Source organism: Pseudolabrys sp. Root1462 (assembly GCF_001426945.1).
Lineage (GTDB): Bacteria > Pseudomonadota > Alphaproteobacteria > Rhizobiales > Xanthobacteraceae > Pseudolabrys.
In genome coordinates, this window is sequence record NZ_LMFS01000001.1 from 244,311 (window position 1) to 266,663 (window position 22,353).

Below are 22,353 nucleotides of genomic sequence, written 5' to 3' on the forward strand. Positions count from 1 at the left end.
GGAGCTCAACCCCGCCCGCGCTTCACGCGTATCGGCAGCACCTGGTACTCGACCCAGTTCGCGACCTCGCTGACGCGCAGCTTCTTGTCGAGGACGTTCTGGCTGATGCCATGGCGCCACGACAGTCGCTTGCACCCGGGGTCCCGATCGAGGTCATCGAGATCGCGCGCAAATTCCTTCATGTCGGCTTCATCGGCGAAAAAGCCTTCGCCAATCAGGCGCGTGCCTATGCGCCGGACGATCACTGCGAGTTCGCGCAGCGGATATTCCGGATGATACTGCACGCCCCAGGCGGTAGAACCGGGCGTGCGAAACTCCACCGCCTGAACTTGCGACACGGCATTGCTGGAAAGCACCGTGGCGCCAGCCGGCAGTGTCTCGACTTCGTCGAGATGGACGGTCGGCGCATTGAAGACATCGAGCTTGCCCACATACATTGGATGCTTGCGACCCGCTTCCGTCAGTCTTATGCCGCGGCCAAAACCGATCTCGCGGCCCTTCGGATTCCGGCGTACGACGCCGCCGCTCGCGACAGTAATAACCTGCAGCCCCCAGCACGAGCCGAACACCGGCGTGCCGGTGCCGAGCGCAGTGCGCACCAAATCGATCTGCCGGATCACTTCGGGGCCGCCGTTATAGATATGCAGGCCGGAGCCGGTGATGGCGATGCCGTCGTAACCTTCCAGCGCCTCGCCGGCCGGCAATTGCGCGGCGGTATCGGCCGGGTGGCAGATGTCGACCTGGGCCACCGGCAACAGTTCGCGCAGCAGGGCCGCATAGCCCTTGCTGGCTTCGGTGCCGCCGAACGATACATGTTCGGCCATGGTGGCGGGGTTATTGCCTTCTATGACGAGCAGACGGGGGGTAGGCATGGAGTCCCAAGGAAACAGGCGTCAAATGAGACGCGGAAAGAACAAGAGAGATATGTCGAAGCCAAGGCATTTTGCAACGGCCGGGGAAATTTATGGCTTTAAGCCGCGTTAACAGGGCGGACGTTAGATTATACGAGGCCGGCTGGCCTTCCGCCGCTGGCAAGGCGAATCATGCGAACCGGGATGCCCCATGGCCGAGAATGACAGGGCCCGCCGCGACCTAGGACGCGCCGACGGGGCGGATTTCGACATCGCCATCATTGGCGGGGGCATCAACGGCACCGGCCTTGCGCGCGATGCCGCCGGGCGGGGTCTCAAGGTTTTGCTGGTCGAGATGAACGACCTCGCGAGCGGCACGTCGTCAGCCTCGTCCAAGCTGATCCATGGCGGTTTGCGTTATCTCGAGCACGGCGCTTTCCGCCTGGTCCGCGAGGCGCTCAACGAGCGCGAGGTCCTGCTCGACATCGCCCCGCATGTGGTGCGGCCGATGCGTTTCGTGCTGCCGCCGGCGCCGGACATGCGCGCGCCGCTGATCCTGCGTTTCGGCCTGTTCCTCTACGACTGGCTCGGCGCCCGCAAGAATCTGCCGGCATCGCGCACCATCGATCTCACTCACAATGTCGTCGGCCAGCCGCTCAAGCGCTCATTCCGCTATGGCTTCGAGTATTCGGATTGCTGGGTCGACGACAGCCGGCTCGTCGTTCTAAACGCGCGTGATGCGGCCGATCGGGGTGCCTCGATCCGCACGCGCACCCGGTGTGTGCGCGCGGAGCGCAAGGAGCGGTGGGAGTTGGTGCTGCACGATCACGGGCGCCGCGACGTGGCGACCGCCCGGGTTCTGGTCAATGCCGCCGGTCCGTGGATCGGCGAAGTCGCGGAAAACGTGCTGCGCCAGAAACTCGCCGCCGGCGTGCGGCTGATAAAGGGCAGCCACATCGTCGTGCGCAAGCTGTTCGATCACGACAGCGGCTACATTCTGCAAGCGCCGGACAAGCGCGTCGTTTTTGCTCTGCCATTCGCCGAGGACTTCACCCTGATCGGGACCACGGACGAGAATTTTGTCGGTGATCTCAATTCGCCGGCGCCAGGCCCGGAGGAGATTCTGTATCTCTGCGATGTCGCCAACCGCTATTTCCGCCAGACACTGACGCCGGACGAACTGGTCTGGTCCTACGCCGGCGTTCGCCCTCTGTATGACGACGGTAAGGGCAAGCCAGAAGACGTGACGCGCGACTACCATCTTGAGCTCGATGCCCGCCGTCATGAAGCGCCTCTGTTGACCATCTACGGCGGCAAGATCACCACCTACCGCCGGCTAGCCGAAGCAGCGATGGACAAGCTCCGCCACTATTTACCCGGCCGCCCGTCATGGACGTCGCATGAGAAACTGCCGGGCGGCGAATTCGCATCCGCCAACGTGAAAGAAGTGCTGGCCGAGATGCGCACGCGCTGGCCTTTCCTAACCGAACCGATGGCGCGTCGCATTCTGCGTGCCTACGGCTTGCGGGCCGAGCGCTTCCTCGGCGATGCGCAAAGCTTGGAGCAACTTGGGCCGGTCCTCACGGGCGATCTGACCGCCGCGGAAGTGCGCTATCTGGTGGAAAGCGAATGGGCCGAGAGTGCCGGCGATATTCTGTGGCGCCGCGGCAAATTCGGCCTGACGGCTACGCCCGAGGAACGTGCTGGCATCGACAGGCTGATCGCCACGCTCCGCCATCCCCCCGCTAAAGGTTAACGGATCGTCGCCGCCATCGGGGCAATTCGGTTTACAATATTCACGTTGTAGCGACGCGGCTGTGTTTACATAGCAATCTGGAAGACGCACCAGAATGGGGCCGCACATGGCGTATGACGTGCGTGAATTGGAACGTCGTCTGGAGAAGCTGAAGGTTCTCGTCGTTGATGACGAGCCCTACATGCGCAAGGTCGTGCGTACACTGCTGACCGGCATGGGCGTCCGCACCGTTATGGAGGCGGGCGACGGCCTGGCGGGTCTGGAATCGATCCGCCGCAACTTGCCGGATGCCGTCATTCTCGACTGGAGCATGCCCGGCATGGACGGCCCGGCATTCGTGCGGATGGTGCGCTCGCCCGAGACCTTCCCACTGCCGGACATCCCGATCATTATGCTCACGGGGCATGGCGAGCGCGCCAAGGTGATCGAAGCCGTCGAAATCGGCATCAACGAATTTCTGCTCAAGCCGGTATCGACCAAGTCGTTGCGCGATCGTTTGGCCGCTGTGCTGCTGCAGCCACGGCCGATGATCCGTTCGGGTGACTATTACGGGCCGGTGCCGCGCCGTTTTTCCGATGTCCAGCGCGACAGCGACGACGCCTCGACCTTGGTGTTCCTGAACTGACCCCGCTTCAAATCGGCGCTGTTCCGCTTTAGCCTCGGCGGACACGCCACCGGGGCCCCGCTTTGCCAAGCCATCTCATCGCCATCGACCAGGGCACCACGTCGACGCGGGCGATCGTGTTTGACTTGGGCCTGAAGCCGCGCGCCACCGCGCAGCAGGAACTTCCGCAGATTTTTCCCGCGCCGGGCTGGGTCGAGCACGACCCGGAGGAAATCTGGCGCGCCACAGTGGCCGTTGTTCGCGCGGCGATCGCCCAGGCCGGGCTCACCGCGAAGGACGTTGCCGCAATAGGAATCACTAATCAACGTGAGACGACGGTGGTCTGGGATCGTGCCTCAGGCCGGCCAATTCACAATGCCATCGTCTGGCAGGATCGGCGCACAGCCCATTTTTGCGAGGGCTTGCGCGCCGGCGGTCATGAAGCAGGCATCGCGGCTAAGACCGGGCTGGTGATCGATCCATATTTCTCCGCCAGCAAGATCGCCTGGCTGCTCGAGCACGTCGAAGGCGCACGCGCCAAGGCCCAGGCGGGTGCACTGGCGTTCGGCACCATCGACAGCTTCCTGTTGTGGCGGCTGACCGGCGGCAAGGTGCACGCCACCGACGCCAGTAATGCAGCGCGCACCAGCCTGCTCGATATTTCCACCGCACAGTGGGATGACGATCTTTGTCGCCTGTTCGGCGTTCCGGATTCGATGCTCCCTGAGGTCAAGGACTGCGCCGGAGCGTTCGGGGTCACCACGCCCGAACTGTTCGGCACCGCAATTCCCATTCTCGGCATGGCCGGTGATCAACAGGCGGCGACCGTCGGGCAAGGCTGCTTTTCGCCGGGCATGATGAAATCGACTTACGGCACCGGCTCGTTCATGCTGCTCAACACCGGCGCCGAACGCGTCGCCTCGAAAAACCGGTTGCTGACGACGATCGCCTATCAACTCGACGGCAAGCGCACCTATGCCCTCGAAGGTGCGATCTTCATTGCCGGTGCCGCGGTGCAGTGGCTGCGCGACGGCTTAAAGATCATCGCTAAATCGTCCGACGCCGGCGCACTCGCCGCCAAGGCGGATCCGGCGGAGGACGTTTATCTCGTTCCGGCGTTCGTCGGGCTCGGCGCGCCGTATTGGGATGCGCAATGCCGCGGCGCGATCTTCGGGCTGACACGCAATTCCGGCGCGCCCGAGATTGCGCGCGCCGCGCTCCAGGCCGTCGGCTTTCAAACGCGCGATCTCATCGAAGCGATGCATGCCGATTGGCCAGCGTCACGCCGGGCGAAAATCGTGCTGCGCGTCGATGGCGGGATGACGGCAAGCGATGAGTCCATGCAGTTTCTCGCCGATATCCTCGCGGCACCGGTCGATCGTCCCGTGGTGATGGAAACGACGGCGCTGGGCGCCGCCTATCTGGCCGGCCGCGCCGCCGGGTTATGTCCCGATCTTGATGGCTTCGCCGCGCAATGGCAGCGCGACCGCCGCTTCGAGCCGAAAATGGAAGCGGCGACTCGCGAGAATAAATATGCCGGCTGGAAAGATGCGGTGCGGCGCACGCTCACGAAGCAGTAAGGCGTTCAGGGCTTCGCCGGTGCCGCAGCGGTATCTGCCGCCGGCGCGGCGCTGCCGCCGGTCAGCCGTTCGATAGCCGAGCGCACCGTATCGCGAGTGCTGCGTTCGCGCACCGCATTGAGCAGCGGTGCCGCTGCTCCGGAGCGGCGGATGAGCGCTTCGGCATCGGGCAGCATGATCGGATCGTCCCACGAACCCTGGACGACGAAGGGCAGCCCAAAGGGCGGGGCGCCGGCGCGGGTCGGACTGACCAAGGCAGCGGTGCCCTTCAGATCGAGTTCGCGGTCCGGAATCGAGGCGGACCCGGCCAGCGCCAGCCGCACCGCGGTGCTTTCGACCTTCATGTCCTGTACCTCGACGGTGCCCTGCGTCGTGCGCAGGCTGACGTCGATGCGATCGTAGGGCGTGCTGCCGGTGCGGAAATCGCCGCCGCCGGACAGCGGCCGCCGTTCGAGGCGCTTCAGCAACTGCTCGATGTTGATACCGGATATAGCGCCGTCGCGGCCCGTAAGCGAGGCGGTGCCACTCACCGTCCGCGTCAACGCCAGCACGCTGTCGCCGGTGCCGTCGATCGTCATCGACATGGTACCTTTGCCCTCGAGGCGCTTGAAGCCGAACAGTTGCCCAAGGCAGCTTTCCAGATCGACGTCGGCAAACTGAACCTGAGACCTGAAGTCCACGCCTGAATCAAAATTGGTCAGCGCCACCGAGCCCTTGACCACGCCGCCAAACGCCTGCGCCTCGCCGATCGAAATCATCAATCGGCCGTCATGAAGATTGGCACCGATCGCGGTGCGCCCCACCTTGGTGCTCCCCATTATCACATTGGCGGCCGACACCCGCAGGTCGAAATCCATGCCGTTAAGGCCGTCAGGGGTGAGCCGTGATTCATCCCAAGCGCGCTGATTGCTGGCGAGCAGCCGGACAGTGGAAATGTATGGCGACAGGTTCAGGGTTTCTGCCGCGAGTGTGCCCTGCAGCGTTTGCCGCCCTTCGTTGGCGAAGGATAAAACGCCCTCGGCGCTGTTGCCGTCGAGCTCGACATTGACGCCGGCAAGGCTGATGGTGTCGCCGACGATGCTGGTCTGCGCTTTGATCGCGAAGCGGCCGAAGCCACCGCCCGGCAGCGGCTCATGACCGGCCCAGGTCAGCGTGCGTCGAAGCGAGGCAGCATCGGCCGCGAGCGTCCCCTCGACTTTCAGCGTCGGTTTGAAGCTGAACGCGCCTTCGAATGCCGCATTCATCGGCGCGCCGTTCAATCGCAGTTTTACGCCCGTGCGATTGCCGGCCAGTGCCGCCGCGAAATCCGCAAGCGTAACGCTGGCATCCAGCTTTTCGCCATGCCAGACGAAGTGACCGGTGGCGCCGAGGCTCTTGGAGATCGATGGCCACGCCAGCGAGAAGTCCACGTCGTTCAGCGTTTCGACGGTGCGGCCTTCGTCGTTTCGCAGGAGCAGAGTGCCGTTATCGACGCGCATTTCGGAAAAGGCGGCGACCGAGCGGACGGCCTGCGGCTTCTGGCCGCGGGCGAGTGCGGCAATCAGCACCGACCAGTTCGATCCGCCGTCGCGATCGATATCGACGGCGATGGTCGGCTTCTCAAGCGAGATATCGGCGATCTCGACACGGCCGACCAGCAGCGGGAAAAACCGCAGCCGTGCCGTCAGGCGCTCGGCCGTCAGCGCTGGCCGTTTCGGGTCGCCGAGCACGACGTCGGCGAAGCTGACGCTGCCCTTAGGGAATAAGGTGACGCTGGCTTTGCCGCCGAGGATGGGATCGAGGCCGGTGGCCGAGCGAATGCCGCTCAACACCTCGCTGCGCACGGTTTCAGGCGAGATGAGGTAGCCCGCGGTCGTGAGGACGCCTACCGCCACCGCAGCGATGGCGAGCAGCACAAATCCCAAGCGTCGAATGCCAGCAAAAGCCGTCAAAATAACTATATCCGATGGGTCGGTGGAAGGCCCGGTCTTGGCCGATGACTATACCATCGGGCCTGCCGACGCCAACATTAGCGGGTTCTGTGACCCTTTTAGGGCCGCGCGTCGCGCAACGGGCCGGCGCGCAGGCCCGGTCGATTGCGGCGGATTTAACGAACCGGCCCGCGCTCGCGGGCGTCGGCGAGCCGCATCAGGAGGATGATCGGCGGTATCCCCGCCGCAACAATCAATAGTGCCGCGAGCGCGCCCTCCTCGAAGCTGCCGCGGGTCGCGTGTTGGTAAATCGATGTTGCCAGCGTCTCAAGATTGAGCGGGCGCATCAGCAGAGTCACCGGCAGTTCCTTGAGGCAATCGACGAAAACGAGGAGAGCGGCCCCGACCAGCGCGGGCCTGATCAAGGGCAGGTGGATGAAGCGCAGGATCGGCCCGGTGCCGCCCCCGTCAAGGCGGGCGCTGTCGTCGAACTCGCGCGGTATCTGAGCCAGACCGGACTGGACGAGGCCAATTGCGATTGAAGCGAAGCGGGCGCTGTAGGCGATAACTAGCGCGATTACCGAGCCGGCCAGAACCAGGCCGGGGCGGACGCCAGCCACTCTCTGGAGCAGCCCGTTGATCAGGTTGTCGGCCGCGATCAAGGGTGACATGAGGCCAAGCGCGAGCACCGTGCCGGGGATGGCATAGCCCAGGCTGGCGATCGCCAGCAGTGCGCGGCCGAATCGAATGGGCGCAAGCCGCAGCGGCAGGGCTGCGGCAATGCCGAGCGCCAGGACCACCGCCGTGGCGCCGGCGGCCAGCGTCACAGTGGTGATGAGAGCCTGCAGCAGTGCCGTCTCGACGCCGGAGGTCGCGACGCGAGAGACTGCCTCGCGCATCAGGTAACCGGCGGGAATGAGAAAGCCGAAGCCGACCGGGATCGCACAGACGATCGTGGCCAGTGCCGCAGCGCCGCCCTGCAACGGCAGGCGTCGCGTCACCGTGGCGTCCTGCACGTCGCTTTCGACCGACTGGCGGCTGCGGGCGCTCCGCTCGACGGCGATGAGCAGAATGACGATGGCAAGCAGCGCCAACGCAATCTGGGCGGCGCCGCCAAGACTGCCGCGGTTGAGCCAGGTGGTGAAGATCGACAGGGTCAGCGTCTGCACGCCGAGATATTCGCTGGCGCCGATGTCGTTGAGCGTTTCGAGCAGCGCCAGCGCCAGGCCGACGGCGATCGCCGGACGGGCCAGCGGCAGCGAAATATAGCGCAGCACTTGAGTGAACGATGCGCCGAGCGTGTAGGCGGATTCGGCTAAACTTGCGCTCTGCGTCTTGAACAGCGCGCGGGCCGCCAGGTAAACGTAGGGATAAACAACGACGCCGATGATGAGGATCGCGCCGCCGAGCGAGCGCACCGGGGGAAACCAGTAATCACCGCCGGCCTGCCAGCCGAACATCGCGCGTAGCGCGCTTTGCACCGGTCCGGCGGCGTCGAGGAGGTCGGTGTAAATATAAGCCGCGATGTAGGTCGGTATCGCAAGCGGTAACGGCAGCAGCCATTCGAGCGGCCCGCGCCCGCGAAACTCGAAACACGCCACCAGCCAGGCGGGCAGAATGCCGCATAGCGCCGTGACGATCGCGACTCCGGACAACAGCAGCGCGGTCTGCACCGCCGCGACCGGCAGTACGTAGACGGCGAGGTGCGGCCACAGCTCCGGGTCGCCGGCCGAGGCAAGGCTTATCAGGCTTAGAAGTGGCAAAGCGATTAGCGTTGCCATCGCGATGGCGATCGTAAGACTCGCAATCTTGTCTGCTGGAAAACGGCGAACGACCCCGCTTGAGGCGGGGCCGCCGGATAACGCTGGCAAGGTCAGGCCTTGATCAGTTGTCGAATCCGACCCTGTCGACCAGCACAGAAGCGGCCTTCCTCGACTCCGCGATCTTCGACAAGGGGAGCGGATCGGGGGTGAGCGTGCCGTAGCCGGCAATGATCGGATTGACCGCGATGCCGGGGCGCAGCGGATATTCGAAGTTGACGTCAGCGTACAGGTGCTGGGCCTTCTCGCCAGCGAGCCATTCGATCAGCTTCATCGCATTGGCTTTGTTGGGCGCATGCTTGGCGAGCACGACACCGGAGACGTTCACATGTGTGCCGCCGCCTTCGAATGTGGGCAGGACCACCTTGGTGGCGTCTGCCCAGGGCTTCTGCTGCGGGTTCTGTGTCATCAGCGCCCAGTAATAGGTGTTGCCGATGCCGAGATCGCATTTTCCCGCCGCGACGTCGCGTGCTGTTTCTCGGTCGCCGCCCGAGGGCTTCTGCGCCAGATTGGCCTTCACGCCCTTGAGCCAGGCCTCGGCCTTGGCCTCGCCGTGTTTGGCGACATAGGCGGCGAACAGCGCGTTGTTGTACATGTGCTGGCCGGAGCGTATGCAGATCTTGCCTTTCCATTTCGGGTCCGCGAGTTCGTCGTAAGTGATCGCGGTCTGCTTCACGCGTTCGGTCGAGGCATAGATGACGCGGGCGCGCATCGAGATGGCGTACCAGTGGCCTTCCGGATCGCGGAACTGCGCCGGGACCACCTTGTCGAGTTCGGAAGATACTATCGGCTGGCTGATGCCTGCCTTCACCGCTTCTTCCAGACGACCGATGTCGACCGTCAGCAGCACGTCGGCGGGGCTGTTCTCGCCTTCGCTCTTGATGCGCTGCTCGAGACCGGCGCTCGCCGAGATAACATTGACTTTGACGCCGGAGTCTTTGGTGAAGGCCTCGAACAGCGGTTGGATCAGCTTGGTTTCGCGATAGCTGTACACGTTGACCTCGCCTTGCGCGAAAGCCGGTGCTGCGGCGATGGCCGTCGCGAACGAAGCGGCGAAACACACGACAATCGATTGCTTCAACATGTTCAATCTCCGGGGCTGCACCCTGCGCGGGGGTCGGGCGCCATGTGGGGGCGCAGTCGGCCGCCGGTCAACAGAAATACGCTTTTTAAAACAATAGTTTAGAACAATTACAGGCTGTAAAGACCGGGCAGTATTCTTGCAGAATTGCCTGATGCGACAGGGAGATAAGCGACTGCCAAGCGGCAGATACGCCGACGGTGTCGTCACGTCACGCACTGCTTGCGACAATGTGCCGTATGCCGGGATGAACCAATGTGATGCTCAGCGGACCACGTTACCGCGGCCCGCATCGGCGATCTCCGCGATCATCTTCTTCAGGATCGCGTCACCGAACGATCCGAAATTCTGCGCTTCCATGACGAAACTGCCCGGGCCGCCGGTGACATTGTCGCGATAGTACTTGGCGAGACCGCCGGGCGGATTGGTATGTTCGGGATTCCACGGCATCGGCGAGTCCGAAAGGATTACCAGACCGTTGATGACGATGCCCTTGGCCAGCGCTTGGTCACGTACCGCGGAAACATCGCGCCCGGCATTGTTGGTGCCGTCACCGGACACGTCGATGGTCTGCCGCTCGGACTCAAGCGGCGCCTTGTCGAGTTCTGCCATCGCGGCTTCGATGCCGCTGCTGATCGAGGTGCGATCGGCGAAGGCGCGTGGCTCCTCGAGAAGTCTGGTGGCGAAGCCCTGGGCCGCCTGTTCGCCGTCAATGATGGTCCAGTCGATGACCACCTTCTGATTGGTAGTCCCTGACCATTCAAGAAACAGCACCGCAATGCGACCGTTACGACCGCCCTTGATGGCGTCGAGCACGCGGGGATTGGCGATGGCCGCGGCGTACCCGTCGCGCTGCAGCTTGAACTTCTCCGGGGTGACGCTGCGCGAGACGTCCGACGCCAACACCAGCAACAGATCGACCTTTTCGGCCGCGCGTGCCGCGTCGGTGAATCCCGATGCCAGCAGGACCAGGCCCAGCAGCGCTGATCGCACCAGATGCCGCATGAGGATACGTCCTCCGTCACCCCGCCGCCGGACAGGATAACGCGCCATCGCTTAGGCTTTGCGTAAATTTATTCGGCCAGCACCCGGGTCGCGGGGAAGGCGACTTCGACCAAGGTTCCATCGTCCGGCCTGCTGGTGATGCGGAATCGGGCGTGGTTGGCTTCCGCCAGCGCTTTGGTAATCGGCAAACCGAGTCCGGTGCCACTGGCGCCCCAGCGCGAGGCGGTGGCGAGCTGCCGGAACGGCTCCAGCGCCGTCTGCAATTCGAGCTCGCTCATGCCGGCGCCTGTGTCGCGAACCCGGAGGCTCGCCTCATTGTCGTCGTTGACCGCCGTAGAGACTATCACTTGGCCGCCAGCGCCTGTGAATTTGATCGAGTTCGACAGGATGTTGAGCGCGATCTGGCGAACCGAGCGCGCGTCGGCGACGATCGGCGGCAGGTTAGGCGACAGCGAGGTGCGGATGATGACGCGTTCGCGATTGGCTTGCTGCTGCAGCATCGCCACGCATTCCTGCACGATGTCGTTCAGGTTGACGCTGACAAAGGTGAGATCGAGTTTTCCGGCTTCGATCTTCGACAGATCGAGCAGGTCGTTGAGCAGCGAGATGAGATGGTCGCCCGAGGAATGGATGTCCTTGAGGTATTGCTTGTAGCGCTCATTGCCAATCGCGCCGAAGCGCTCGTCCATCATCACTTCAGAGAAGCCGATGATGGCGTTGAGCGGCGTGCGGATCTCGTGGCTGATCTTGGCGAGAAATTCCGATTTGGCGGTCGAGACGCGCTCGGCCTCGCGCCGCGCATTGATGAGCTCTTCCTCGGTGCGCTTCCAGGCGGTCAGATCGCGCAGCACGGCGCAGAACTTGTCACCGTTCTCGAGGCGTCCCATCGTCACATAGAGCGGCACCAGCCCGCCGCGCTTGAAGCGGCCGATGGCTTCGCGGCCGGCATCGGGCAGGGCGCCGCGGTCGCCGGCGACCCGGTCGAGATAATCGAGCATGCTGCGGCGGCTTTCCGGCGCGAACAGCTCGTTTAGGCCCAGATCGGTCAAGTCGGCCGCGTCGTAGCCGAAAAGCGCCTGCGCCGAGCGGTTGGCGGAAATGACGCGGCCGGCACGATCCAGCACCAGTACGCCGTCAGTCGCCGTATCGAGAATGGCGCGCAGCTCGGTCGTTTCGCTTTCCAGGCGGCGAAGCGAGGCTTCATTGGCCTGGGTGGGCGCTTCGGCGATTCCGTTGGTCTGGATCATCAGCACCAGCGCGTTCTCGCCGCCCCACGGCACGCTGAACAGCTTGCCTTGCACCGGCTTGCGCTCACCGTGAACCGTGTTGATCGTCAGCAATTTGGCGCCGCTGCCGTTCGAGGCGGGCGCGCCACCTGCATCGCGCGCCGGCTCGATGAACAGACTGTCGAGCCCGCCGGCCTCGGTCAGCGCCGCGAGGCTGTCGTAGCCGGTCCAATCGAGAAAGGCCCGATTGGCGTAGAGTAGATTGTTGAGCCGATAGACGAGGATGCCAGTCGGCAGACGGTCGAGAATCACGCGGCTGTTGTCGGGCGCGGCGTTCGCCGCGGCAGGCACCGCAGGTGCCTCCATCATCGGCGGTTTGGCTGTGAAGTCGGGCGTGTCGTCGGGCGCAGGCGTCCGCCGGGCTGCCGCTCCTTTCAGTCGCGCATTGAGTTCGCGTGCCAACTCTTCGAAATTGCTGTGCTCACCAGCCGACAGGGACCCCGGTTGTGTCGGCTCAGGCTGTGACGTCGCAACGACCGGCGCAATCGGCGGTGTCGGCAGCACGGGCGCCTCGGGCGTGACCGGACGGAAGCTGAGCACTTTCCCCTCGGTGAGCAGCGGCGCCGAACGCGGCGGCACGACGCTCAAATTGCGGATTCCGGTGCGGCATATGCCGAAACCGCGGTAGCCGGTGAACTTGCGCTCGCGGTCGTACATAGGCAGGCCGGACATCTCGATCGCCACGCGCTCATTCGAGCCATCGACCGGCCAGTGCACGACGATGCCGCTCCAGGTCTCGCGCGCCGCCAACGCGCGCGCGATGCGGCCTTCGGAGTCGATGCCGAGGGTCTGAGCGATATCGGCCCAGGCTCGCAACAGAACTGACGCCGTTTCCGGCCCGAGCAGTTGCGCGAAGTTCTCCATGCCTTGCGTGAAATGCGTCGCCGCGTCCATCTGCCAGACGAATCGGTAAGGCTGCGGCCGCGACGATGTTTCTGCCGGCGATCGCGGTGCGATGCTCGGCGCCGATGGCTTCACGAACACAACATCATTCACCGGCGAAAGCGGCGCTTGCAGTGCTGGCGCCTCCGGCTTGGCGCCGAATTCCAGCATTAGCGCATCGGTCGCGCCGGCGCCGAGCTTGCGCAACATCACCGGCCCGACGGTGCTGTCGCCTTCGGCACGGCCATTATGGGTTGCCTCGCGCGCCAGCTTGACGAGATCGAGCGCGACGAGATCCGCTTTGTTACCGAGACGCGTCCGCGCTTTGACATTGGCTTCGATCAGTTCGCCGTCGGCGGTGAAGAGGGCAACCGGCTTGTCGACCGTCGCGATCAGACGCCGCGCCCGTTCCGGCAACGTGAATTCCGGTCCGGCCCGTTCGGTGGCCGCAACCAGAATGGCCTCGCTGTTGTCGGCGAGCTTGAGGCGCGAACACAGGCAGGTCAGGACTCCGCCGAGCGGCGCGCCAAACCCGCGGAGCCGCTCCAGCCTCTTGATTCCGGCCGGAGGCAGGGTGCCGGCGAGGCGCTTAATCTGCGCGGCGGCGGGGTGGTCCGGCCCGAAATCAAGCTGCGACAGGTCGGCGGCGGTCGTGGTGTTGAAGATCGCGGCGGCTCCCGCGTTCGCCCACAGGATATGCCGGGCATCGGGTCCCCACAGCCAGACCGGCCCGGGCGCGAGCGCATATTCCGCCAGACGTGCATCGTCGAGCCAGTCTTGTTGGTGGGTCGCCCGATTCATTTCGCGCCGAAAAAGCCGAGGTGTTACAACTAACAAAGCATTAATACGGCGGGGGCCTTGGCAGGTCCATGCAGACCGGGCTGTCACCCACGTTCATACGGCAGTAACCTTAATCCGTCCGGTTTTACGGAAGCCGCCGCGATAGCGCGTCACACATCCGCTGGACAGACAGGCTAGAATTCGCCGACCGTGAGGCTCGACACCATCCAAGGAGTTCCGATCATGGCCCAGGATATGAAGTTCGAAATTCGGCCGGAAATGCGCGAATTTGCTGAGAAAAGCATGGACCAGGCGAAGCAGGCTTTCGATAGTTTCGCAGCCGCTACCCGGCACGCCGTCGGTACGGCCGAAACCCAGGCCAAAACCCTTCACAGCAGTGCGCGGGAAGCCGGCCAGCTCGCAATGAGCTTTGCCGAGCGCAATCTCTCCGCCTCGTTCGATTTCGCCCACCGTCTGCTGAAAGCCAAAGACGCCAAAGAGGTCACCGATCTCCAGGTCGATTACATCAAGAGCCAGATCGCGGCGCTCTCCGATCAGGCCAAGGCGCTGTCTGAGCACGCCTCGAAAATGGCGGCCAAATAGGGAAACGGGCCTCGCATGGGCGGAACCCGCCGCCCGCCGCGCAGTTATTCCGCATCGCGACATCCTCAGCAGCGCGCCGCCGCCCACTCTTACTGAAGTGGACGGGGGTATATAAAAATCTAAAATAATTTCAGTGGCTTAAAAGGCCGCTCGGCCCTGTCGCGCTTTATGTTGCAGTGCAATATTTTTATTGCAACGCACTCAATTCAGTATATATTGGTGTTCAAGATCGCTCCCCCAAGGTCGGGAGCGCGCAAGTCATTACTCGCATTCTTGCTCGGACCGGGAGAGGGCAGCGGTCCGCGCGTAGCCGGAAATGTCCTCACAAAGGATCATCCCATGTCCGACCAAACTGCCGTGGAAACCAAGCCGAAGCTGTTCGCCGTGAACGCCGATTCGATGTTCCAGATGCCGAAGTTCGAAATTCCGAAATTCGACGTTCCGACTATGGAAGTGCCGCCGGCATTCCGCGAATTCGCCGAAAAGGGTATCGCGCAGGCCAAGGACGGCTACGAGAAACTCAAAGCCAATGCCGAAAAGACGACCGAGACTCTCGAAGAGACCTATTCCATCGCTTCGAAGGGTTACGCCGACTACAGCCTCAAGCTGATCGAGACCGCGCGCGCTAACTCGAACGCCGCCTTCGACCTGATGGGCGAGCTGATGGGCGCGAAGTCGTATTCGCAGGTCCTGGAGCTCTCCACCGCGTTCATGCGCAACCGCTTCGACGCGCTGACGGCGCAGGCCAAGGAGCTGACGGCGCATGCCCAGAAGGTTGCGGCCGACTCGGCCGAGCCGATGAAAGAAACCTTCGCCAAGTTCAACCAGGCCGCCTGAGCGGCCCGGTTCGGATCAGACTGATCAATTGCCCGGGCCGGCCTGGCCCGGGCTTTTTGTTGCCTGAACGGCGCTGCCAAGGCCATTGTGGCCCCAAAAATCAAAGTTTTCGCTGGCGGCCAAAGCGCTTGCCAAAGTCGGACGCGGCTCTTAGGTTCGCGCCGCATCGGGGCCCTTTACGGGCCCCGTAAGGCTTGCGGCCCTGGTGCCGCCGGCGACGTGATATGCAGGCGTAGCTCAGTTGGTTAGAGCGCCGGTCTGTGGAACCGGAGGTCGGTGGTTCAAGTCCACCCGCCTGTACCATCTGCGAAGGTCGTGCAGACCGCCCCAAGTCGCCGAAAGAAGTCTGCGCCGGTGTTCTTTACGCTCCTCTTTCCCTACTTCCTCGGCAACTTCCATCGGCCTTTCCTGGCCGTGGTGGCGGGCGAGCTGTCGCGGGATCTCGGGCTCGATGCCGGCGGCCTCGCCAACATGCAGGCGACCTTTCTCCTGGCCTTCGCCTTGACGCAGGTGCCAGTGGCGTTGACCCTCGATCGTGTTGGACCTCGCCTGATCCTGATGCTGAGCCTCTGTGGTGCCGTCGGCGGCGGCATCCTGCTGTCGGCCTCGACCCAGCCTTGGCATGCACTCGTCTCGATGGCTCTGCTCGGCGCCGGCTTCTCGCCGGTGATGATGGTTGGCTTTTATGTCATCGGTCGCGTTTACGCGCCCCAGCAATTTGCAACCATGTCCTCACTGCTGTTCGGCCTCGGCACCCTGGGAGACCCCGTCAGCGGTGCGCCGCTTGCGGTAGCCGTTGGCATGTTCGGATGGCGTGTGACCATGTTCGGCATGGCCTGCATCACGGTCGTAAGCCTTCTGTTGGTCGTCGTCGTGCTGCGCGATCCTCCGCGCCTCGAAATCTCCGGAGGCAAGATCTCGGCTTTGGCGGCGACCCGGCAGATCCTGGCAACCCGCGCGCTGTGGCCCATCGTGCCGCTCGCTTTCGTCAGCTACGGCGTGGTGGCCGCAGTCCGCGGCTTATGGATCGCGCCTTATCTTGCGCAAGTGCATCACTTCGGCCCTTACGCCGTCGGACTCAGTGCCACCACGATGGGACTGGCGCTGGCGTTGGGCGGGATTTTCTATGCGCCGGTGAACCGCTATCTGCGTGACGCCAAAGTCACGGTGGCAGCCGGCGCGGCAGTGACGGTCGTCGCGTGGTTTGTACTCGGCCAGTTCGGTGATCGGTCGGGGTCACTCGCGCTGACGCTGCTGTTCGTCGTCGCCGGCTTCGGTGCAACCTTCGCGATCCTGCTTGCGCATTCCCGCGCCTTCTTGCCGGCACACGTTCTTGGGCAGGGGGTGACCATGATGAACCTGCTGTTCTTCGGCGGCGCCAGCCTCGGCCAATGGCTGTCCGGCCGCTACGTGAAGGCGTCGGTCCTCGCCGCTGTCCCGCCGGACCTTATCTACGGTCGGCTGTTCACGGCGTTTGCCTTGCTGCTCGCTGTAGCGCTTGTTGTCTACCTATTCTCCCCGCGCGAACGGTCGGCTTCAGCGGTCCATCGCTAACGAAAAACGCCGGCGATTGCTCGCCGGCGTTTTCGCATTTTGTCTGGGACTTAGGTGCTTAGCGTACGACGACCCGGCCGTCGCGGCCATAGCGCGGGCCGATATTGCGACCCGGGCGATAGACCGGCTCTGGCTGCGGGCGACCGAAGCCACCGAACAGCGCCTCGAAGAAGTTCGGGCCGCTGCTGTAGCCGCCACCGCCGCCACCGGCGAGCGCGCCGGGCGGCAGGCGCACCGGCTTGGACGAGGTGTTCGGCGGCCGCTCGACCGCGATATCGGCGACCTTGCGATCGCTGCCCTTGAGTATCGCGATCATGCGCTGGTCGCGGCCGTAGACGTCCTCACGGAATTGCAGCTTGCCGTCGGCATCGACAAAGGCGGTCTGATAGGTGAGGTGCACCCAGATCGGCTTCGGGAAGTTGAGGTTGATTTCCGAGCCGCCGAACATGCTCTCAAGCTTGGCCGCGGTGTAATGGCCGTCGGGCATCGCCAGCGACAGAATCTTCTCGCCATACACCAGCGGGTTTTCGACGCGCATGCAGCCGTGGCTGAAGGCGCGCTTCTCTTTCTTGAAGAGATACTTATCCGGGGTGTCGTGCTGATACACCAGGAACTTGTTCGGGAAGTTGAAGCGGATACGGCCGAGCGCATTGCCCGCACCCGGCGGCTGATAGATGCGCACCGTGCCATCCGGCGCCTGTTCGACTTTGAGGCCGATACGATCGAGCGCGCCCGGATCTTCCTGCAGCGCCGGGAGATATTCTTTTTCAATGATCGACGGCGGCACGTTCCAGGTCGGATTGACCGTGATGAATTTCATCTCGGCTGAAATCATCGGCGTGGCATGGCTGCCCGCCTTGCCGGCGACGATCTTCGTCGTCCAGTACACCTTGCCGTTATCCCACAGCGTCAGGCGATAATCGGGCACATTGACGATGACGTGCGGATTGCCGAGGTCGCGCGGGAGCCAGCGCCAGCGTTCCATATTCACGACGACGGTGTCGATCGGATCGTTTGAAGCGCGGTCGATCTTCGACGTCTCCTGCTTGTCGCCGTTGAGCGCCCGCAGCGTCGCCGGGCCGACATTGCCGTCGGTGTCGAGATCGGCTTGGGTCTGGAAGGTCTTCACCGCTTCAACGACGGCGTCATCATAGAGCGGGTTATTCTTATCGCCTGCGACGTCGAGCCGCTTGCGCAACTGTACGACGCGCTCGCCCTTCATACCGGGGCGCAGGATCGGCCCGGAAGCGATCTGCACCGTCGGCGCGGGCTTCGCGTCTTCGGTCGGGGTGGCCTGCACCTTGCCGGCGCGTAGTTCGGCGAGTTTGGCGCGCAACGCCTTGAACTCGGGCTGCGGCGGATTGTAGCCGTCGAGCGCCTTGCCGGCGTCGTCCGCCTTGGCCAGCGTCTCAAGCACCTTTTCCGGTTCCGGCGCCTTGAGGTCGAACTGGATATCGGCAGCAACGCGCGAGAAGTGGATGCGGCCAATCTGCGCTTGGCGCGCGTAGGTCAGCACCGCGTTGGTGAGCTTGAGTTCGTCCTCGGCCAGCGCGTCGGCGGTCGTTGCCGCGGCAAAATCGGGGGCGGGATAATCGCGGGCATCGAGGCCGGCGCTGTCGGCATCCTTCAATGTCGCCATCGCCGCCTTGGCACGGTCGGTGACTTTGCCATTGTCGAGCCAGAGCGGCGCGTAGTCGCGCGCCTTGTAGAAGGCTTCGATGCCGGAGCGCTCAGCCTTGCGGCTGACGACGCGATCGAGCGCCTTGCCGGTGACCATGTCACGCAGCTTGTCGGCCACGGCCTTGTTGGCCGTTGGGCTTTCGGCGGGAGCGGTGGTGGCGGCCGTGGTGGCGGCCGGAGCAGGGGTCGCGGCAGGCGCCGGGGCGGCGGCTTGCTGCGGCGCATCAACCGGCTTGACGTCGGCCGGTTTGGCGTCGGCCGACTTATCGCTCGGCTTGGCGGCCGGGGTCTCGGCGGCCGGCGGGGCGGTGAAGTCCTTCAAGGTCGGCGGCGCACCGGCATCGGTGAGCGGCACGGCGGCGTTGAGTTGGTCCTCGACGGATTGGGCGAGACTCGCCTGGCTGGTCAGAACCAGCACCAGTCCGATAGCAGTGGTTGCCAGCAGACGGTCAAAACTTACGACTTTCACCGCGGAATCTCCCAAGGGCTGTCGGGGAAGGCCCCAATGCAGGGCCTTTCCATTCTACTCGATAGGCTGTTGATCGTTACGAAATTTCCAAGACCGATGCCGCAATCCACCGGCCAGTGTGACTATTTTACACTGGTGCGGCGCTACCGCCGGCTGCCTGAACGGCTCAACCGTTGGCTCGTCTGCATGTTCCCGAATCGTGATGCCGTCGATGTCATGTCGGGTAAAAACCGCAAAATTCGGACCGCCGCTGTGACCGGGGTCACATGACCGGCAGCCGCTCTCCCCGCGGTGCGCTCACCGCCGGGGCGGCAAGCGCACCGCGGGACAAAAAAACCGGGCCCCATGCGGGGCCCGGTTGCAGATCGCCGGCGTGGGGGCCGGCAAACCTCAGAGGGGAACTTGCTGCGTCAGCGGCGACTCTGGGAGGATATACATCCGCCGTCGTAGCGTGATCGAACTATGCAATCTGCATTGCTTGGCAGCAATGGCACCGCGCGAATGTCAGCCATGCACTCATGGGTGCGAAAAAAGCGCACAGGTCGCACCGCGTTTCGCATGGCGTGACCGTGCGGTGGCACAGCGGCTATCTTCAGTGTCGGTGCGTGTGATGCATGTCGGGGACATGCGGATGGCTGTGACGCAGCGGCGCGTGACGGTGCACATGCGTGTGCGGCTCACCCGGCGGATCACGTAATTCGTGCGCGTGCCGGTGATGTTCGTCATGAACGTGCAGATGACTGTGCGTCATCGGCTCGTGCGCGTGCTCATGCTCATGATGCTCGGTGAGATGCAGGTAAACTCCCGCGGCCATGAGCGCGCCCGCGATGACGAGTTGAAGCGTTACAGGTTCATGCAGAAAGGCAAGTGCGACCGCCGCACCGAGAAACGGCGCTGTGGCGAAATAGGCGCCGGTGCGCGCGGTGCCAAGGTCGCGCAGCGCCAGCACGTAGAGCGCGAGACTTACTCCGTAGCCGATGAAACCGACGATCGCCGCGGTCAATGTGATGCCGAACGTCGGCCAATGGCCACCCACCGCGAACGCCAGAACGAGATTGACGGGGCCGGCGACCAGTCCCTTGATCGCGACGATCTGCAGCGGATCGGCCAGCGACACCTTGCGGGTCAGATTGTTGTCGAGGCCCCACGCGACACAGGCGGCGACGATCGCCGCCGGGCCGGTGATGGTTGCCAGCGTTGCTGTACCCGACCACGACAACAGGAGTGCGCCTGCGATCAGAAGCAACATGCCGAGGGCGATGCGCCGGTCGAAATTTTCGTGAAACACAAACCACGCCAGCAGCGCCGTGGCCGCGCCCTCGAGCGTCAGCAACAGCGATGCCGTCGAGGCCTCCGTGTGCGCCAGCCCGAACATTAGCAACAGCGGCCCGACGACACCGCCAGAGGCGATGGCGCCCGCAAGCCACGGAACATCGACGCGCGCCAACGGCGTTTCCTGCGCTGCCCCGTTCGATCTAAGTGAGCGCAGGATCCGGCGCAGGATGCCGGTGCCGATCCCCGCGCCGCAATAGAACAGGCCGGCCAGCAGGGCAGGGTCTACGGTGCCGAGCAAAGCCTTGGCGGCGGGCGTCGAGGCGCCGAACAAGGCGGCTGACAGAAGCGCTAATCCGGCGGCACGGCGGTTCATGATGCCAGCCTCGCTTCAGCCGCAGCCTCGGTCGTAATATCTATCCCGCACTCAAGGGCGGCTTAGAAATTCCAACGCTGCGCATTGGCGACGAGGAAGTCGCGGAAGACCTGGATACGAGCAACTGATTTCAGTTCTTCGGGGTAAACGAAGTAGGCGTCGAGCGCGAGCGTGTCCTGTTCGCCGAACAACTGCACCAGGCCGCCGTTTTCTTCCACCAGGTAATCCGGCAGCATGGCGACGCCGAGGCCGCGCTGGCAGGCCCGCAACAGGCCGAGCACGTTGTTAATGCTCAGTTGCGGGACGCGCGAATTCTTGGCTTCGCGGCCGACCTCGACCAGCCAGCGGCGGTTGGCGAAATGCGCCGGGACATTGCCGCCCAGCAGCAATATGCGGTGGTTATCGAGTTCGTCATGCGTGCGCGGCGTGCCGAAGCGCTTGAGATAGTCCGGCGACGCGTAGGCGTGGAAGTGCACCGAGAACAATTTACGCTGGATCAGGTCCGGCTGTGTCGGCTGACGCAGGCGCAGCGCCACGTCTGCCTCGCGCATGGCCAGATCGAGTTCTTCGTCCGTGGTGATCAGAGTGATCTGGATGTCGGGGTAAAGATCGAGGAATTCGCCGAGCCGCGGCGTTAGCCAGTGCACACCGATGCCGGCGGTGGTCGAAACCTTCAGTTCGCCGTTCGGCCGCTCGCGGGAGTCGGTCAGCTTGGTGCGCGCCGCCTCCAGCTTCATGAACACTTCATGCGCCGTGCGGTACAGCATGTCGCCCTGTTCGGTCAGGATCAGGCCGCGCGCGTGGCGATGGAACAGCGAGACATTGAGATCCGTCTCCAGCGCCGATACCTGGCGTGACACCGCCGATTGCGACAGGCCGAGACGTTCGCCGGCGTGGGTGAAGGAGCCGGCTTCCGCTGCGGCGTGAAACACCTTCAGCTTGTCCCAGTCCATCGTGTTGTTGGAGTGACTCATCGTCATTCTGCCGCCGCCCTTTGATCCTCTTGCGCCGCGATGAAGCGTTCGGTCTCGAGCGCCGCCATGCAGCCTTGACCGGCGGCGGTGACCGCTTGCCGGTAGATGTCGTCCGTGACGTCGCCGGCCGCGAACACGCCCGGCACGGACGTCGCGGTCGAGTGGCCCGCCGTGACGATGTAGCCGGACGGCTTCATCTCGAGCTGGCCGACAAACAATTCGGATGCCGGCTGATGGCCGATGGCGATGAATACGCCGTCGGCGTTGTGTTCGGAAACGACGCCGGTCTTCAGGTTCTTGAGGGCGATGCGCCGGACCTTGAGCGGGTTTTCGTCGCCGCTCACATCATGCAGTACGCTGTCCCAAACCACTTCGATCTTGGGATGCTTGAACAGACGGTCCTGCAGGATGCGTTCGGCGCGGAAATGGTCGCGCCGGTGCACGACGGTGACCTTGGAGGCGAAATTGGTGAGGAACAGCGCCTCTTCGACCGCGGTGTTGCCGCCGCCGATGACGAAGACTTCCTTGTTCTTGTAGAAGAAGCCGTCGCAGGTGGCGCAGGCCGAGACGCCATAGCCCTTGAACTTCTGCTCCGACGGCAAATCGAGCCAGCGCGCCTGAGCGCCGGTCGCGACGATCAGCGCATCGGCGATGTAGATGTCGCCGGAGTCGCAGGTGAGCTTGAACGGCCGGTTCGACAGATCGACGCTGTTGACATGGTCGTAGACGATGTTGGTGCCGACATGCTGGGCCTGGGCCTGCATCTGCTCCATCAGCCAGGGGCCCTGGATGACGTCGGCAAAACCCGGATAGTTCTCGACGTCGGTGGTAATGGTGAGCTGGCCGCCGGGCTGAATGCCCTGAATCAGGGTCGGCTGCAGCATGGCGCGCGATGCATAAATCGCGGCGGTGTAGCCGGCCGGCCCAGAGCCGATGATGACGACCTTGGCGTGGATAGTCTTGGACATGATTGTTCGCCCCCAATGGCTGAACAGGGAAAAGCAAAGACGGGGGCCCCGGCGCCGGTCACCGA

17 protein-coding genes and 1 tRNA gene are annotated in these 22,353 nt (G+C 63.8%); 8 read left to right on the top strand and 10 right to left on the bottom strand.

Features of this window, described 5'->3' with window-relative positions:
- Positions 1-5: 5 nt before the first annotated feature.
- A complete protein-coding gene (locus ASD45_RS01080) occupies positions 6-872 on the bottom strand; it encodes a type 1 glutamine amidotransferase (protein WP_056909792.1) in 867 nt (288 codons plus the stop codon).
- A gap of 190 nt (positions 873-1,062) precedes the next feature.
- Here ASD45_RS01080 and ASD45_RS01085 point away from each other — a divergent pair, with 190 nt between their 5' ends.
- The 3 genes from ASD45_RS01085 (at position 1,063) to glpK (ending at position 4,791) form a co-directional block, all read left to right on the top strand.
- Positions 1,063-2,607, top strand: a complete 1,545-nt coding sequence (locus ASD45_RS01085; protein WP_056909793.1) for a glycerol-3-phosphate dehydrogenase — start codon at positions 1,063-1,065, stop codon at positions 2,605-2,607.
- Positions 2,608-2,725: 118 nt separating this feature from the next.
- Positions 2,726-3,232 (top strand): response regulator, encoded by a 507-nt coding sequence (locus tag ASD45_RS01090; protein ID WP_162249379.1) that lies wholly within the window; start codon positions 2,726-2,728, stop codon positions 3,230-3,232.
- A gap of 62 nt (positions 3,233-3,294) precedes the next feature.
- Positions 3,295-4,791, top strand: coding sequence for a glycerol kinase GlpK (gene glpK / locus ASD45_RS01095; RefSeq protein ID WP_056909795.1), 1,497 nt, complete (start codon positions 3,295-3,297; stop codon positions 4,789-4,791).
- Between the two features lie 5 nt (positions 4,792-4,796).
- Here the strand turns inward: glpK and ASD45_RS01100 are convergent, their stop codons facing one another.
- The 5 genes from ASD45_RS01100 to ASD45_RS01120 all read right to left on the bottom strand — a co-directional run bounded on the left by ASD45_RS01100 (position 4,797) and on the right by ASD45_RS01120 (position 13,576).
- Positions 4,797-6,722 carry an AsmA family protein gene (locus tag ASD45_RS01100; RefSeq protein WP_082540574.1) on the bottom strand — a complete coding sequence of 642 codons (1,926 nt, stop codon included), beginning with the start codon at positions 6,720-6,722 and terminating at the stop codon, positions 4,797-4,799.
- A 155-nt stretch (positions 6,723-6,877) separates the two neighbouring features.
- A complete protein-coding gene (locus ASD45_RS01105; RefSeq protein WP_056909796.1) occupies positions 6,878-8,482 on the bottom strand; it encodes an iron ABC transporter permease in 1,605 nt (534 codons plus the stop codon).
- Positions 8,483-8,585: 103 nt separating this feature from the next.
- Positions 8,586-9,605, bottom strand: a complete 1,020-nt coding sequence (locus ASD45_RS01110; RefSeq protein WP_056909797.1) for a Fe(3+) ABC transporter substrate-binding protein — start codon at positions 9,603-9,605, stop codon at positions 8,586-8,588.
- A 261-nt stretch (positions 9,606-9,866) separates the two neighbouring features.
- The gene (locus ASD45_RS01115) at positions 9,867-10,607 is read right to left on the bottom strand and encodes a DUF1194 domain-containing protein (protein ID WP_056909798.1); all 741 of its coding nucleotides are present in this window, start codon (positions 10,605-10,607) and stop codon (positions 9,867-9,869) included.
- A 68-nt stretch (positions 10,608-10,675) separates the two neighbouring features.
- Positions 10,676-13,576 (bottom strand): PAS domain-containing sensor histidine kinase, encoded by a 2,901-nt coding sequence (locus ASD45_RS01120; protein WP_056909799.1) that lies wholly within the window; start codon positions 13,574-13,576, stop codon positions 10,676-10,678.
- A gap of 189 nt (positions 13,577-13,765) precedes the next feature.
- Between ASD45_RS01120 and ASD45_RS01125 the strand changes: the two genes are divergently transcribed.
- The 4 genes from ASD45_RS01125 to ASD45_RS01140 all read left to right on the top strand — a co-directional run bounded on the left by ASD45_RS01125 (position 13,766) and on the right by ASD45_RS01140 (position 16,549).
- The gene (locus ASD45_RS01125) at positions 13,766-14,158 is read left to right on the top strand and encodes a phasin family protein (protein WP_156380662.1); all 393 of its coding nucleotides are present in this window, start codon (positions 13,766-13,768) and stop codon (positions 14,156-14,158) included.
- Positions 14,159-14,497: 339 nt separating this feature from the next.
- Positions 14,498-14,995 carry a phasin gene (locus tag ASD45_RS01130; protein ID WP_056909801.1) on the top strand — a complete coding sequence of 166 codons (498 nt, stop codon included), beginning with the start codon at positions 14,498-14,500 and terminating at the stop codon, positions 14,993-14,995.
- Between the two features lie 226 nt (positions 14,996-15,221).
- Positions 15,222-15,298: transfer RNA gene (locus ASD45_RS01135), tRNA-His, on the top strand.
- 51 nt (positions 15,299-15,349) lie between these two features.
- On the top strand, positions 15,350-16,549 hold the full coding sequence (locus tag ASD45_RS01140) for an MFS transporter (RefSeq protein WP_056909802.1): 1,200 nt from the start codon (positions 15,350-15,352) through the stop codon (positions 16,547-16,549).
- A gap of 58 nt (positions 16,550-16,607) precedes the next feature.
- On the opposite strand, the gene ASD45_RS01145 is transcribed toward ASD45_RS01140, so the two are convergent.
- Positions 16,608-18,698 (bottom strand): L,D-transpeptidase family protein, encoded by a 2,091-nt coding sequence (locus ASD45_RS01145; protein ID WP_244485141.1) that lies wholly within the window; start codon positions 18,696-18,698, stop codon positions 16,608-16,610.
- Positions 18,699-18,734: 36 nt separating this feature from the next.
- Here ASD45_RS01145 and ASD45_RS23260 point away from each other — a divergent pair, with 36 nt between their 5' ends.
- Positions 18,735-18,968: a hypothetical protein gene (locus ASD45_RS23260; RefSeq protein WP_156380664.1), complete on the top strand. Its 234-nt coding sequence runs from the start codon at positions 18,735-18,737 to the stop codon at positions 18,966-18,968.
- A gap of 322 nt (positions 18,969-19,290) precedes the next feature.
- On the opposite strand, the gene ASD45_RS01150 is transcribed toward ASD45_RS23260, so the two are convergent.
- The 3 genes from ASD45_RS01150 to trxB all read right to left on the bottom strand — a co-directional run bounded on the left by ASD45_RS01150 (position 19,291) and on the right by trxB (position 22,288).
- Entirely contained in the window at positions 19,291-20,346 is a 1,056-nt protein-coding gene (locus tag ASD45_RS01150) for a DMT family transporter (protein ID WP_056909803.1), read from the bottom strand.
- Positions 20,347-20,408: 62 nt separating this feature from the next.
- Positions 20,409-21,299 carry a LysR family transcriptional regulator gene (locus ASD45_RS01155; protein ID WP_056912523.1) on the bottom strand — a complete coding sequence of 297 codons (891 nt, stop codon included), beginning with the start codon at positions 21,297-21,299 and terminating at the stop codon, positions 20,409-20,411.
- A gap of 23 nt (positions 21,300-21,322) precedes the next feature.
- Positions 21,323-22,288, bottom strand: coding sequence for a thioredoxin-disulfide reductase (gene trxB, locus ASD45_RS01160; protein ID WP_056909804.1), 966 nt, complete (start codon positions 22,286-22,288; stop codon positions 21,323-21,325).
- Positions 22,289-22,353: the final 65 nt, after the last annotated feature.